The sequence below is a fragment of the Loktanella sp. F6476L genome, assembly GCF_023015725.1.
Lineage (GTDB): Bacteria > Pseudomonadota > Alphaproteobacteria > Rhodobacterales > Rhodobacteraceae > Yoonia.
The window spans coordinates 70,435-84,104 of record NZ_JALKAR010000009.1; the positions used below are offsets into that span (position 1 = coordinate 70,435).

14 protein-coding genes are annotated in these 13,670 nt (G+C 54.0%); 1 reads left to right on the forward strand and 13 read right to left on the reverse strand.

The window, feature by feature from the left end:
- Positions 1 to 11: 11 nt before the first annotated feature.
- The 8 genes from nusA to pip all read right to left on the reverse strand — a co-directional run bounded on the left by nusA (position 12) and on the right by pip (position 9,705).
- On the reverse strand, positions 12 to 1,619 hold the full coding sequence (gene nusA, locus MWU61_RS15960) for a transcription termination factor NusA (RefSeq protein WP_247129443.1): 1,608 nt from the start codon (positions 1,617 to 1,619) through the stop codon (positions 12 to 14).
- Positions 1,619 to 2,263, reverse strand: a complete 645-nt coding sequence (gene rimP / locus MWU61_RS15965) for a ribosome maturation factor RimP (RefSeq protein WP_247129445.1) — start codon at positions 2,261 to 2,263, stop codon at positions 1,619 to 1,621. The genes nusA and rimP overlap by 1 nt, the downstream gene beginning before the upstream one ends.
- 196 nt (positions 2,264 to 2,459) lie before the next feature.
- On the reverse strand, positions 2,460 to 2,984 hold the full coding sequence (locus MWU61_RS15970) for a hypothetical protein (protein WP_247129447.1): 525 nt from the start codon (positions 2,982 to 2,984) through the stop codon (positions 2,460 to 2,462).
- Positions 2,985 to 3,183: 199 nt separating this feature from the next.
- Positions 3,184 to 4,737: an ABC transporter substrate-binding protein gene (locus tag MWU61_RS15975; RefSeq protein ID WP_247129448.1), complete on the reverse strand. Its 1,554-nt coding sequence runs from the start codon at positions 4,735 to 4,737 to the stop codon at positions 3,184 to 3,186.
- 72 nt (positions 4,738 to 4,809) lie between these two features.
- Complete coding sequence (locus tag MWU61_RS15980) at positions 4,810 to 6,456, reverse strand: ABC transporter ATP-binding protein (RefSeq protein ID WP_247129449.1); 1,647 nt, start codon at positions 6,454 to 6,456, stop codon at positions 4,810 to 4,812.
- A complete protein-coding gene (locus MWU61_RS15985; protein ID WP_247129450.1) occupies positions 6,453 to 7,649 on the reverse strand; it encodes an ABC transporter permease in 1,197 nt (398 codons plus the stop codon). The genes MWU61_RS15980 and MWU61_RS15985 overlap by 4 nt, the downstream gene beginning before the upstream one ends.
- Positions 7,646 to 8,635, reverse strand: a complete 990-nt coding sequence (locus MWU61_RS15990; RefSeq protein WP_247129451.1) for an ABC transporter permease — start codon at positions 8,633 to 8,635, stop codon at positions 7,646 to 7,648. Before MWU61_RS15990 ends, MWU61_RS15985 begins: the two co-directional genes overlap by 4 nt.
- 80 nt (positions 8,636 to 8,715) lie before the next feature.
- Complete coding sequence (pip, locus tag MWU61_RS15995) at positions 8,716 to 9,705, reverse strand: prolyl aminopeptidase (protein WP_247129452.1); 990 nt, start codon at positions 9,703 to 9,705, stop codon at positions 8,716 to 8,718.
- Positions 9,706 to 9,769: 64 nt separating this feature from the next.
- On the opposite strand from pip, the gene ubiG reads away from it, so the two are divergent.
- Complete coding sequence (gene ubiG / locus MWU61_RS16000; RefSeq protein ID WP_247129453.1) at positions 9,770 to 10,519, forward strand: bifunctional 2-polyprenyl-6-hydroxyphenol methylase/3-demethylubiquinol 3-O-methyltransferase UbiG; 750 nt, start codon at positions 9,770 to 9,772, stop codon at positions 10,517 to 10,519.
- A 53-nt stretch (positions 10,520 to 10,572) separates the two neighbouring features.
- Here ubiG and MWU61_RS16005 read toward each other — a convergent pair whose 3' ends face one another.
- The 5 genes from MWU61_RS16005 to MWU61_RS16025 all read right to left on the reverse strand — a co-directional run bounded on the left by MWU61_RS16005 (position 10,573) and on the right by MWU61_RS16025 (position 13,651).
- Positions 10,573 to 11,250 carry a type 1 glutamine amidotransferase domain-containing protein gene (locus MWU61_RS16005; RefSeq protein ID WP_247129454.1) on the reverse strand — a complete coding sequence of 226 codons (678 nt, stop codon included), beginning with the start codon at positions 11,248 to 11,250 and terminating at the stop codon, positions 10,573 to 10,575.
- 126 nt (positions 11,251 to 11,376) lie between these two features.
- A complete protein-coding gene (locus MWU61_RS16010) occupies positions 11,377 to 11,817 on the reverse strand; it encodes a MarR family transcriptional regulator (protein ID WP_247129455.1) in 441 nt (146 codons plus the stop codon).
- Entirely contained in the window at positions 11,817 to 12,647 is an 831-nt protein-coding gene (locus tag MWU61_RS16015) for a carbon-nitrogen hydrolase family protein (RefSeq protein ID WP_247129457.1), read from the reverse strand. Before MWU61_RS16015 ends, MWU61_RS16010 begins: the two co-directional genes overlap by 1 nt.
- Positions 12,644 to 12,901 carry a glutaredoxin 3 gene (grxC, locus tag MWU61_RS16020; protein WP_247129459.1) on the reverse strand — a complete coding sequence of 86 codons (258 nt, stop codon included), beginning with the start codon at positions 12,899 to 12,901 and terminating at the stop codon, positions 12,644 to 12,646. The genes MWU61_RS16015 and grxC overlap by 4 nt, the downstream gene beginning before the upstream one ends.
- Before the next feature lie 33 nt (positions 12,902 to 12,934).
- Positions 12,935 to 13,651 (reverse strand): double zinc ribbon domain-containing protein, encoded by a 717-nt coding sequence (locus tag MWU61_RS16025; protein ID WP_247129486.1) that lies wholly within the window; start codon positions 13,649 to 13,651, stop codon positions 12,935 to 12,937.
- Positions 13,652 to 13,670: the final 19 nt, after the last annotated feature.

Here is a 13,670-nt window from a genome sequence, read left to right on the forward strand (position 1 = left end):
AGAAGCCCAAATTAGGCTTCTGATTCCTCCTCGGCAGGTTCGTCTTCGTCAGCAGTCAGTTCGTCAGGGTCAACCCAACCCAGCATTACGCGGGCTGTCATGACCATGTTCTGCGCTTCCTCAAGCGACACATCGAATGGTTCCAGTACACCGTCATCTTTGGTGCGTTCGCCTTTAGTGATGGTCCAGCCACCAGCCAATTCCCAGTCCGCACAAGTCGCGAAGTCTTCAAGCGTTTTCACGCCATCCGCGCCAAGGGCTTCCAACATCTGTGGTGTCAGACCTTCAAAGTCGATCAGGGACTGCTCAACGCCAGCGGCAATTGCAGCATCCATGGCCTTCTTATTCTGGGCTTCCAGATATTCACGTGCACGTGTCTGCAGTTCACCAGCAGTGCCTTCGTCAACGCCTTCGATGACCAGTAGTTCTTCAACTTCAACGTAGGCAACTTCTTCAAGGTTCGTGAACCCTTCGGAAACCAGCAACTGCGCAAAGAATTCGTCCAGATCCAGCGTATCCATGAACAGTTTCGTACGCAGTTCGAATTCTGCCTGACGACGCTTGGATTCTTCTTCTTCAGTCATGATGTCGATATCAAGACCAGTCAGCTGAGATGCCAGACGCACGTTTTGGCCACGACGGCCAATCGCCAGCGAAAGCTGCTCATCAGGAACAACAACTTCGATCTTGCCAGCCTCTTCGTCCAGAACAACCTTGGACACCTCAGCAGGCTGCAACGCGTTCACGAGGAACGTCGGCATATCTTCATTCCAAGGAATGATGTCGATCTTTTCGCCCTGCAGTTCGTTCACAACAGCCTGAACACGCGAACCACGCATACCAACACAGGCACCAACCGGATCAATTGACCCGTCGTGTGAAATCACAGCGATCTTCGCGCGTGAACCTGGATCACGTGCAACGGCCTTAATGTCGATCACGCCTTCGTAAATCTCAGGAACTTCCATCTTGAACAGTTCAGCCATGAATTCTGGCGCTGTACGGGACAGGAAGATCTGCGGACCGCGCTGTTCGCGACGCACTTCTTTAATGAAGCAACGGATGCGTTCGTTCGGGCGATACGCTTCACGGCCGATCTTTTCGTTACGGCGCAGGATGGCTTCACCTGAACCCACGTCGATGATGACGTTGCCGTATTCCTCACGCTTAACAAGCGCGTTGATGATTGTGCCAGCCTTGTCTTTGAATTCTTCGTACTGCTTGTCACGCTCAGCTTCGCGGACTTTCTGAAGGATCACCTGCTTGGCGGACTGGGCGGCAATACGACCTAGTTCAACCGGCGGAACCTCTTCAGAGAATACATCGCCGATTTCAGGGTTGTCCATGTATTCACGGGCCTGTGCCACAGTGAATTCAGCTTGATAATTCTCAAGCTCTTCCTCTTCAACAACCGTGCGAACGCGGGTGAACGTGGCTTTACCTGTGCGACGGTCGATAGACACGCGAATGTCCATTTCCGCGCCGTAGCGGGATTTCGCAGCACGCGCGAGGGATTCTTCCATCGCTTCGATCACCAACACAGGGTCGATGTTCTTTTCGCGGGCTACGGCCTCTGCGGTTTGCAGCAGCTCAAGCTGGTTGGCTGAGGTAATCGCCATTAGTTACTCTCCTTGTTCGCGCTGTTCTTTGAACTCGGGCGCTTTTTGGATTTGCCCGCCTTAGAGGGGGCAGCGTTTTCGTCACTGTCGATGATCGTTTCAATCTCATCGAACTGGGATTCATCAATCTGGCCCGCATCCTTGCGGCCCTTCAAAACATCGCGGATCAGCTCGTCGGTCAAAACCAACTTGGCATCAGACAGCCATGCGAATTTCAAACCAATTGTGCCTTCCTCAATGGTGATCAGAACTTCGTCGTCCTGCACACCGGCCAATTCGCCCTTAAAACGGCGACGACCATCGATCAGCTCGTCCGTTTCAATCTTGGCCTCAAAGCCCTGCCATTGGTCGAAATCCTTGAGACGGGTCAAAGGACGGTCGATACCCGGGCTAGACACTTCAAGGTTATAAACCTCAACGATCGGGTCTTCGACGTCGAGCGTTGCCGAGATCGCCGTGGACACCTGTCCACATTCATCAACTTCGATCTGGCCATCAGGGCGCTGGACCATAATCTGAAGAATCGTCTCTTTGCCGGACATCAATCGCACGCGCACAACTTCGAATCCCATGTCTTCAACGACAGGGGTGATGATGTCTGCGATGCGACGGTCAATCGCGGCTTTTGCAATCAAATCATTCATTTAGCTTCGCCATTCTATCAGGCACAAAAAAACGGGCGCGCGGCCCGTATCAGATTTCCGGTTGGGTCGGGGGTGGAAGCCGACGCCGCTGTTGTCAATGCACATAGACCTATTGGCCTTCAACTGCAAGGGGGCGCAGATCGCCCAAGTCATACTTGGGCAATCAATCAGTTCAACAAAGACCAAGACAGATGGACTAAAGCCCCAACATGGCGTGCAATTCGCGCATCGCCATGTCCGACAACCCACGGCCATCGCTCAAATTTAGCAGTGCTGCCTGCGTCACGCTCTGGGCTTCCTCGGCGCGCTGCTGGAACCAATTGTAGGTATTTGCAGCTTCAGCCACCGCAAAGTGATGTCGGTCCGACGCGGCGCCAGCGGTTTCGCGCGCCTTTGCGACCAGCAGAAGACTTTGGTAATCCGCATAAGCTTCGTTCTGGGCTGCGACTGCACCTTCCAAAGCAAGACGCGCTTGCTGATAGGCATACAATTTTCCTTCAAGACTACCGATAGGCGCTGACGACAAAATTGCGTCACTTGTTTGCACCGTTTCAATCCCGACCAGCGTCTCCGATAGATAGCCGCGACTCGACGTTGCATCGACAGTGCTGTCTGCGATGGCTGTGGAATGAGAGGCTAATAGAAATAACGTAGCAATTCCAAAAACTTGGTAGGCAAAAACGCTGATCTTAAAACGACCAGAACCAGTTAACATTTTCATACAATAAACATCCAATACTTATCCCAACGGGTAGGTTTTGGCAGACCGATTTGGCGAAAGTATGGCGCAAAGTTAACCTTAACGTCGCATTGCGCGATCAAAAGGCTTCGCTGCAGCTGCCCGCGGCGGGCCTATGCTGCAAAACAAAACGCCCCACCGTTTCCGGCAGGGCGTTTTCTATTCAATCAGGTTGACTGGCTTACGCCACAGACCAACGCTCTGCCATACGGGCGTTATCCATCTGCCACAGGTTACCCACTGTGTCAGGTGAAGAGATCCGGTTGTTCACAGCCTGCACGTAGTTGGCAAACATTGGAACCAGAACACCACCATCGTCACGCAGAATTTCCTGCATTTCATGGTACTGGCTGCGACGTGTGTCAGCATCCAGCTCTGCGCGGGCTGCCAAAAGCAGCTCTTGGAAGCGTGGGCTGTCTTCAGCGCCCCACTGGCTATCGTTCCAAGGCACACCAGCTTCATAAGCAGTCGAGAACATCCAGTCTTCAGTCGCACGACCGGACCAGTAAACAGCCGCAAAGTTCTTCTTCAGCCATACGTTGGACCAGTAACCGTCTGATGGTTCTTGAACCACATTCAGGTTGATGCCTGCAGAGGAAGCGGATGATTGATACAGCTGAGCCGCATCAACAGCACCTTCAAACGCAGCGCTAGACGCTGAGATATCGACGTCCAAGCTGTCGAGACCAGCTTCTTTCAGATAGAATGCTGCCTTGTCCGGATCGTACTCAAGCTGATCCATTTCAGAGTGGTAGTACTGGTTAGCAGGACCGATTGGCGTGTCGTTACCAACAGCACCGTGACCCAGCAGGATCTTGTCGACCATTTCCTGACGGTTGATACCGTACTTCAGGGCACGACGAACGTTGACGTCGTTAAACGGCGCGTTGTCTGTCAGCATTGCGAATGTGTAGTGCTGGTTGCCCGTCACTTCTTGAATGCGCAACTGAGGGTTCGCTTTCAACAAACCTTCGGTTTTAAAGTCGATGCGGTTGATCGTATCAACCTGACCCGTCATCAGTGCGTTCATACGCGCTGTGTTGTCGTTGATCGCGATGAATTCAACTTCATCAAAGTAGCCGACTTCGTCGCCTTTGTAGTGATCTGGAACGCGCTTACCAACGAAACGCACGCCTGGATCAAACGCAACAACGCTGTAAAGGCCCGTACCGATACCGTTCTGGATCGCTTCTTCGATCATGCCAGCTGGGTACATGCAGATGTGATAATCTGACATCAGATATGGGAAGTCAGCGTTGCCAGAGGCAAGCGTGAATTCGATCTGCAGATCAGAGTTTTTCTTCATCTCGGTGATCGCTTCAACAATCGGCTTGGCCGCTGATTTTGAATCTTCACCAATGTGCATCTGCAGGGATTCGATCACATCGTCAGCGCCGAACGCTTTGCCGTTGTGGAACGTCACGCCAGACCGCAGGTTGAATGTCCAGGTTTTCGCATCTGCTGATGCTTCCCAGCTTTCAGCCAATTCGCCAACAAGCGAACCGTCTGCTGCAACCTCTGTCAGACAATCAAAAACCGTACCGTGTGCGGCTGCGATCATGAAGATGTCAGAATGGGTACGCGCATCCCAGCTATCGGATGTGTTCGCGCCACCAAGACCAGCAGTCAGTTTGCCACCCTTTGTTTGCGCACGAAGCGGCATACCTGTCAGGCCCAGAACACCAGCGGCTGCGCCGGTCTTCAACAGACTACGTCTGCTAATTCCATGTAACATTGTATTTCTCCCTAGTTTGTTGTCAGGCGTTTACCGCCCTATTTTGTCGTCCGTATGAAACGGATGAATGCTTTACATATTATCAATGGCTGCATCGCCAATGTTATCCACACCGCGCTCTGCAAGCAAATTGGTCAGCCAATCAGGATCCATTTCAGGCACCGATGACAACAGCAAATCCGTGTACGGATGATGCGGCGGTTTAAACATGTCCCGCTTGGGGCCTTGTTCGACGACACGGCCTTCTTTCATCACCACAACTTCGTCCGCGATGGCACGAACGGTCGCAAGGTCATGGGTAATGAACATATAAGAAAGCGACAGGTCGTCCTGCAAACGCGCCAAAAGGCGCAGGATTCCTTCAGCAACAAGCTGATCAAGCGCGGACGTGACTTCGTCGCAAATGATGAACTTCGGTTCAGCGGCAAGCGCACGGGCGATCCCGATCCGCTGCTTTTGACCACCTGACAATTCAGACGGCAGGCGGTTGTAGTATTCATCCGCAGGCAGTTCGATCTGATCCATCAGACCATCAACACGCTTGCGCAGATCACGACCTGACAGCCCAGTGTAGAACTGCACAGGACGGGCGATGATATTGCCGACGCTGACACGCGGGTTCAGCGCGGTGTCAGCCATCTGATAAATCATCTGCACCTGACGCAACTGGTCTTTCGTACGTTGCTTATAGTTGGCCGGCATCACTTCGCCGCCAAAGCTGATCTCGCCAGCGCTTGGTGGCAGCAAACCGGTAATACACCGGGCCGTCGTCGATTTACCTGAGCCGGATTCACCAACAACAGCGACTGTACGACCTTCGTGCATGTCAAAGCTGACATCATGCAACACAGGGATTTTCCCGTAAGCGGCATCAACATTCTTGACCGACACCACAGGCACAGCACCCGCAACAACAGGCGCTTTTAAAGGGCGTTCAAAACTACGCACAGCCCACAGCGATTTTGTATAATCCTGTGTCGGCGTAGCCAGCATCGTGCGGGTATCAGCGGTTTCCACCTCGTCACCCTTCAGCAGCACCTTAATCTGGTCGGCCATCTGGGCGACAACAGCCAGATCATGCGTGATGTAGATCGCAGCGGTGTTGAATTCCTCAACGATCTCGCGGATCGCAGCCAACACTTCGATCTGCGTCGTCACATCCAAAGCAGTTGTCGGTTCGTCAAAGATGATCAGATCGGGACGACAAGCCATCGCCATCGCGGTCATCGCACGCTGCAATTGACCACCAGATACCTGATGCGGATACCGAAACCCGATTTCATTCGGATTAGGCAGGCGAAGCTTGCGATACAGCTCCATTCCGTCCGCTTCGGATTCAGCTTTGCCCATCACACCATGCTGGGTCGGTGCCTCAACATGCTGTTCAAGAATTTTATGTGCTGGGTTAAAGCTCGCAGCAGCAGACTGCGCCACATAGGCGATCCGTTTACCAAGCAAAGACCGTTTCGTCGCGGCAGAGGCGCTGAAAAGATCAATGCCATCAAATTCGACGGTGCCTTTCGACACACGCACGCCATCGCGACAAAATCCCATCGCAGCCAAACCAAGTGTAGACTTGCCCGCGCCGGATTCACCGATCAGTCCCAGAACTTCACCCTTCTTCAGGTCAAGATCGACACCGTTGATAATCGGGTTCCACGTTTCGTCACTGCGGCCCTCAAGCCAGAGATTGCGGATTTTGACCAGTTGATCGCTCATTCCTTCAACCCCGACGTTTTATGTAGCATCCAGTCGACGACAAAGTTCACAGCAACGGTCAGCAAGGCAATCGCACCCGCAGCCAACAACGGTGTCACCGACGCTTGCGGCGCAAATTGTGCGTAGTTGATGAAACCGGCAAGGTCGCGCACCATCGTGCCCCAGTCAGCCAAAGGCGGCTGGATACCCACACCCAAGAACGACAGCGCAGCGATCGTCAGGAACACAAAGCAGAAACGCAGACCAAATTCGGCCAGCAAAGGTGCAGTCGCATTTGGCAGGATTTCCTTGAACACGAGGTAACCCATGCCTTCACCGCGCAGTTTCGCAGCCTCGATATAATCCATCACAACAATGTTCTGACCAACGGCACGGGCCAGACGGAACACGCGGGTGCTGTCGATGACAGCAATAATCAGGACCATAAATATCGTCAGCGGAATACCCAGCTGCGATGACCACACGCTCGCGATTGTCATCAGCAAGAGCGCAAAAATCAACGACGGGATCGCCATCAACACGTCCACAGCACGCGACAGTAACTGGTCAAGCCAGCCACCCAGAACGGCGGCTAGAAAACCAAACGTCCCGCCAAGCAAGAAGGCCAGCACTGTCGTGATAAACGCGATCCCAACTGTGTTCTGTGCGCCGTAAATCAGGCGGCTAAGAATGTCGCGACCGATCTGATCTGTACCCAACGGATACGCAGGATCACCGCCCAGCGCAGGATCACCGCCAGCCACAACGTTTGCAGCAGCACCTTGGATAATCTCGTCTTGGCCGTAAGGGGCGATTGCACCCGCAAACACCGCAACAACGACGTAAATGATGATGATCAGCACTCCAAAAGCAGCAGTCAACGGCATAGACCGGAACATCTTTTTCGACCATGCGGTGCCAACATACTGGCCCAGTTGCTTGAACAGCCAAGCCGCAATGGCAAAGATGACAAACCCTTCAATCGCCGCCTTCAAAAAGAAGAACTTGTTCGCGACGAGCGGATCGTCGGACCGTGCTTGCATGTAAGCCCATGCAAGCCAGACCAACAACGCAGCACCCAAGACATAACCAAAGGCCACGCCGTAAGACATGTCGCGGAATTTCGGGGCGTTGTTCGTCACTTTTTGGCCGGCAAACCGCATCACCCACGCAAGGCCCGCGATCACAACAAGTGCAATAAGAAGATTGATCATTTCGGATGCCTCAGACGCGGATTGCTCAGGATCGACATGATGTCCGCCGTGAGGTTCAACAGGATGTAAGCAGCTGCAAAGATCAGGCAGCAGGCTTGGACGACCGGAATGTCGCGGATTTTCACACTATCCACGAACAGCTGGCCGATACCCGGATACACAAACACCACCTCAACCACGACCACACCAGTGATCAGGTAAGCAAGGTTCAATGCGATCACGTTGATGATCGGGGCCAGCGCATTCGGCAGGGCGTGTTTCACGATGACGCGCATCGGCGACATACCCTTGAGACGGGCCATTTCGATATAGGGTGAAGCGAGCAAGTTGATAATCGACGCGCGTGTCATCCGCATCATATGCGCGGTCACGACCAATGTAAGCGTAAGCGCAGGCAGCATTGTCTTTTCCAGACGTTCGCCAAACGGCATCCCGTCGTAAATGTTGGACAGCGATGGCAACAGCGGGTTGATCACGGCAAGCACGAGGATCAGCACATAGGCCATGAAGAACTCTGGCGACGAAATCGAACTCAACGTTGCGATATTCGCGGCGCGGTCAAAGATTGTGTTGCGATACAACGCGGCCAGAATGCCGAGCGTCACAGCAATCGGCACAGCGATCATTGCAGTCACACCAGCAAGGAACAATGTGTTGCTCAACCGTGGCAGGATTTGATCCAGCACGGTCACGTTATTCACGCCGCCCAAGTTTGACGTAAAGTTCAACTGCGCGAAACTGGTACCAAGATCACCGGTCAACATCCCGCCAAGCCAGCCAAAATAGCGCGTGATCAACGGCTGATCCAACCCAAGGTCTTTGCGGATTTGATTGACGGATTCTTCTGTAGCCCCTTGACCCAAGATCAGCTGTGCAAAATCACCCGGAAGCAAGTTCACAGCAACAAAGATCACAATCGAAACAATGAGAAGCGTGAGAACGCCTAGTGCAAGGCGTTGAAGTATAATGGTTAGGACGTTGCCCAAAATTCTAAGTTCCCCTGAGGATGCTTACAAGTTAACGGCACAGACGCGGCTGTAAACCCTCGAGATTCAGAAAGTCTGGTTCAGAAATTCAGAAAGTCGCGCTTGTCCGCGAACATATCCATCGTGTGCACAAGTTCTCGACTGATGCCCGGTTCGGACAATGCATGCCCCGCTTTTCCGATCATGACCAAACGCCCCTTTGGCCATTTGCTGGCCAGCGTGTGGGCAGAAACCGGCGGACAGATCATGTCAAAACGCCCCTGCACAATCACGCCAGGGATATCTGCAATCTTGTCCATATTGTTCAAGATTTGCTGGTCCTCGGTCAAAAATCCGGCATTGGCGAAATAGTGATTTTCGAGCCGTGCAAAGGCGCGGGCGTAATCAGACGGGCTTTCGCCAGTTGAACCGTTTGATTCAATCGACGCCAATGCGTTTTCCCAACCCGCCCACGCGCGCGCATACCGCGATTCCATCGGCAAATCGCCCGAGAAAAGGCGCCGGTGATACGCCGCGATAAAATCATCGTGTTCGTCTTCTGGGATCAAATCAGTGAACTTTGCCCAAAGATCAGGCCAGAACCGACCAGCCCCACCGCCATAGAACCAGTCCAGCTCGGGTTGGGTCATCAAGAAGACGCCGCGCAACACTAGCGCGGCCGTGCTCTCGGGATGCGTTTGTCCGTAGATCAGCGACAGGGTCGCCCCCCAGCTGCCGCCAAACACGATCCACCGATCAATGTTCAACGCCTCGCGGATCATCTCGATATCCGCCACCAAATGCCATGTTGTGTTGTTAATAACGCTTGCATGGGGTCGCGACCGACCACAGCCACGCTGATCAAACAAAACGATCCGATAAACACTTGGGTCAAAATAGCGACGCATCGCTGGGCTACAGCCACCACCGGGCCCGCCATGCAGGACAACAACAGGAATCCCGTTCGGATTGCCGCATTGTTCCACATAGATGGAATGCCCGTCGCCCGTATCCAGCATTTGCTGATTAAACGGGTCCATCGGGGGATACAGATGTGCGCCTGTGCGCTTTTGACCTACGACCTTGTCCATAAACGACCTATATAGCGTGTTGAGACGGGAAACCATCACCCGAAGACAGGAAATGGACCACGATATGACCGATGCAGCAACCAACACAGTAGACCCCGCCGAGATCGCCAAATTCGAAGCCATGGCCGCTGAATGGTGGGATTTGGAAGGCAAGTTCAAGCCGCTGCATATGCTGAACCCCTGTCGGCTGGATTACATCACCAGTCAAATCGCGGCAGAGTTCGGACGGGACCTGAACGGGCCTGCACCATTCGACGGGCTACGCATCTTGGACATCGGCTGCGGCGGCGGGTTGTTATGCGAACCGATGGCGCGGCTTGGGGCGACGATTGTGGGCGTTGACGCGGCAGCAGGCAACATTCCCGTGGCTGAGATTCACGCGCAGCAATCAGGTCTAACCATCGATTACCGACACAATACAGCGGAAGCGATGGCAGAAGACGGCGAACAGTTTGACGTTGTTCTGAACATGGAAGTTGTGGAACACGTGGCTGACCCGCTCGGGTTCCTGACGGCGTGTCGGCAACTGTTGAAACCCGGCGGGCTGCACATCTGTTCAACCATTAACCGCAACCCCAAAAGCTTTATGATGGCCATTGTCGGCGCAGAACACGTGATGCGCTGGCTGCCAAAAGGCACGCATGAATTCAGCAAATTCATCACGCCAGACGAATTGTTCGACCTATTGCGCAACGCAGGCATGGACCCTGTGGACCGCAAGGGATTCCAGTTCAATCCGATCATGTGGAACTGGCGAATTTCTGATCGCGACCTTTCGGTGAACTACGTGACAGCGGCGATCAAACCTGCATAAAACAAGGGCGGACCAATCGGCCCGCCCCATCACTCGTTACTTGTAACATCGATTTACTTCAGCAGGGCCAAAAGCTGCTCTGCCGCTGCTTCTGATGACGCAGGGTTCTGGCCTGTCACCAGTTTGCCGTCAGTGATCGCAAAAGACGCCCAATCGTCGGACTTCTCGTACTGACCGCCGTTCGCTTTCAGCATGTCTTCAACCAAGAACGGCACAACATCTGTCAGCTGAACAGCATCTTCTTCGGTGTTGGTGAAACCGGTGACTCGCTTGCCGTTCACTAGCGGTTTGCCGTCGGCACCTTTGGTGTGCTTGAACACCGCAGGGGCGTGACAAACAGCACCAACCGGACGGTCGCTTGCCGCAAAGGTTTCGATCAGACGAATGCTGTCAGCATCTTCGGCCAGATCCCACAATGGGCCGTGACCACCTGGGTAGAAAATCGCATCGAAACCAGCGTCTTGCACGTCAGCCAGAACAGCTGTGTCCGCCAGATCAGCCTGCGCATCTTTGTCATCTTTGAAACGACGCGTTGCGTCTGTCTGGGAATCTTCGCTGTCGCTGCTTGGATCAATCGGTGGCTGACCACCCTTCGGGGATGCAAGCACGACTTCCGCGCCCGCATCTTTCAGCGCGTAATAAGGGGCTGCAAATTCTTCCAGCCAAAAGCCGGTTTTCTTGCCTGTGTCACCAAGTTGATCGTGTGACGTCAAAACCATCAAAATCTTCATAAGATCGGTCCTTTCCAATTCTTGAACTTGGGGATGTAACTCGGCGCACGGCAAAGGGTTCCTCTCACCTTGCGTCAGCATCAAGTTGGCGTGATCGACTTGAATTTACAGGTGGTCAGGCAGCTATCAGGCGTCAGCTAACCGCTGTCGCATTTCGCGCAAAACAGGCAGCGTACTGCGCACACGCATCGGACCTATATCCTTGACGATTTGGGCAATCAGCGGGGAAATCGCGTGAATTGCGGCGTCACGCGCGGACATGCCCGCTGGCGAAATGGCAACCATCTTACGCCGCGCATCATCCCAATCGGGCCGGATATGAACCCAACCGTTCCATTCCAGCTTGCCTAGCGTGTTTGTCATCGCACCACGGGTCAGATGAAACGTACGCGCCAATTCACCGGGGGACCGTTCCACACCGCTATGGGCAAGATGATTGAGTACTGAAAAATGGGACAGCTCCATCCCCTTTGGCAACACCTTCGCGACACTGGCACGCGCCAACTGATCCACCGCCAGAATCTCGCTGAATAACGTCGCAGCAAGATTATCGGAGTCGTCAATCATCAGGGACCTGTAAAATCTCGATCATGGGTGAGCGCGGGAATGCGTTTGCGCGCATGTGACACTTCCGCAGGGTCAATATCAACCATTACAATCGTCGCATCCGTACCACCGTCGGCCAAAACGTCACCCCACGGACTGATCACCATCGAATGCCCATAGGTCGTGCGCGGACGCTCGGCAGCGGGGTCAAACGTGCCCGTTTGGGCGGCGGCAAGGACATAACACCCTGTTTCTATGGCCCTTGCGCGCAATAATGTTTCCCAGTGGGCAGCGCCCGTCACCGGTGAAAAAGCAGCAGGAATCAGTAGAATATCGGCACCAGCCTGCGCCAATGTGCGATAGAGATAGGCAAAACGAATATCGTAACAAATCGACATGCCAACCGTGCCAAATGGCGTTTCGACCAATGTTGCGTGATCTCCGGGACGATATCCTTTCGATTCGCGATAGGTCTCTTTCTCGGACACGGTCACGTCGAACATGTGGATCTTGTCATAGCGCCCGACGATATCGCCCTGCGGGTTGATCATGAACGACCGATTGGCAAAACGCCCATCCGGATCACCGGTTTTCAAGGCCAGTGACCCGATAGAAATCCAAACGCCCAGCGCCTTAGCATCGGCGCACAACGCGGCAAGCGTGATGTCGTCGTCTTCTAACGACAAAGCCGCGGCCTGTGCGGCGCGGCTTGATGTCAGGCAATTCGTGACTTCAGGTGTCAGGACAAATCCGGCCCCTTGCCGGACAGCATCGCGCACCATAGCGCGCACCATCGCAAGGTTCTGGACCGGATCAGGTCCTGACGTGATCTGAAGTAAAGCTACTTTCATGCCGCCAAAAGCGGGTCCAGCTTGCCACGCGCATTCAACGCGTTCAGGTCGTCAAAGCCACCGATGTGTTTTCCATCAATGAAGATTTGCGGAACCGTCGATCCCCCATTTGCACGCTTGATCATTTCAGGGCGCTTGTTGGGTTGGGCAAGAATATTGACTGTGCTGTAGCTGGCCTTTTTGTTGTCCAGCAAGCGTGCAGCCGCATGGCAATACGGGCAACCGGGTTTGATATACATTTCAATGTTAGCCATCGGGCAATCCTTTCAGTGCGGGTCAGCGCCTATCTAGGTATCCTTCACCACACGCGCCAGAGTAACAATAGACACGTTTGCGGCACCAGCGGCCCGCGCAGCCTCTGTTGCGGCAGCTAAGGTCGCCCCGGATGTCATCACATCATCGACAATCAGAACCGACTTGCCAGCCAGCAAAAGACCCCGTTTCGGATGGGCGGTAATAGTACCCGCCAAAGCCGCAAAGCGGGCTGTGCGCCCTATCCCATCCAACGGTTTGGTCGCTTTCGTCCGCGTCAATGCATCCACAATCACCGGTCGCCCCAGATGACGCCCAAGATCCACCGCCAAGGCCGCAGCTTGATTATACCGCCGTTTGATCAAACGCGACCAATGCAACGGCACCGGCACAATCACCGTATCTTCGCGCATGATCGGCTGCGAACGCGCAGCCATCCATCCGGCAACAGGCCACGTCAGATCTAATCGATCGCCATGCTTCAAACCCAACACCAATCGCCTGCCAATCCCGCGATATTCCAACGCTGCACGGCCGCGTTCCCACGGGCGGGCGATTGTCATGCAATCATCGCATTGGATGCGATCTCCGTGATCCTCACCCAATTGCGGCGCCCCGCAGGTGTCGCACACCAACCCGCTAATAAATGCGGTTTGCGCCCAACATGGGCCGCACAAACCATGTTCGGCCTCGGTTGCCGTTTCGCACGCGACACATTGCGGCGGATAAATTGATCGAACGACACTTTGCATTAAGGCTTGCACGCTCTAA

What these genes read in the sequence shown, in the direction of transcription:
- nusA (WP_247129443.1), bottom strand. Translation starts at nt 1,619, where the DNA reads ATGGCGATTACCTCAGCCAACCAGCTTGAGCTGCTGCAAACCGCAGAG.
- rimP (WP_247129445.1), bottom strand. Translation starts at nt 2,263, where the DNA reads ATGAATGATTTGATTGCAAAAGCCGCGATTGACCGTCGCATCGCAGAC.
- MWU61_RS15970 (WP_247129447.1), bottom strand. Translation starts at nt 2,984, where the DNA reads ATGAAAATGTTAACTGGTTCTGGTCGTTTTAAGATCAGCGTTTTTGCC.
- MWU61_RS15975 (WP_247129448.1), bottom strand. Translation starts at nt 4,737, where the DNA reads ATGTTACATGGAATTAGCAGACGTAGTCTGTTGAAGACCGGCGCAGCC.
- MWU61_RS15980 (WP_247129449.1), bottom strand. Translation starts at nt 6,456, where the DNA reads ATGAGCGATCAACTGGTCAAAATCCGCAATCTCTGGCTTGAGGGCCGC.
- MWU61_RS15985 (WP_247129450.1), bottom strand. Translation starts at nt 7,649, where the DNA reads ATGATCAATCTTCTTATTGCACTTGTTGTGATCGCGGGCCTTGCGTGG.
- pip (WP_247129452.1), bottom strand. Translation starts at nt 9,705, where the DNA reads ATGGACAAGGTCGTAGGTCAAAAGCGCACAGGCGCACATCTGTATCCC.
- ubiG (WP_247129453.1), top strand. Translation starts at nt 9,770, where the DNA reads ATGACCGATGCAGCAACCAACACAGTAGACCCCGCCGAGATCGCCAAA.
- MWU61_RS16005 (WP_247129454.1), bottom strand. Translation starts at nt 11,250, where the DNA reads ATGAAGATTTTGATGGTTTTGACGTCACACGATCAACTTGGTGACACA.
- MWU61_RS16010 (WP_247129455.1), bottom strand. Translation starts at nt 11,817, where the DNA reads ATGATTGACGACTCCGATAATCTTGCTGCGACGTTATTCAGCGAGATT.
- MWU61_RS16015 (WP_247129457.1), bottom strand. Translation starts at nt 12,647, where the DNA reads ATGAAAGTAGCTTTACTTCAGATCACGTCAGGACCTGATCCGGTCCAG.
- grxC (WP_247129459.1), bottom strand. Translation starts at nt 12,901, where the DNA reads ATGGCTAACATTGAAATGTATATCAAACCCGGTTGCCCGTATTGCCAT.
- MWU61_RS16025 (WP_247129486.1), bottom strand. Translation starts at nt 13,651, where the DNA reads ATGCAAAGTGTCGTTCGATCAATTTATCCGCCGCAATGTGTCGCGTGC.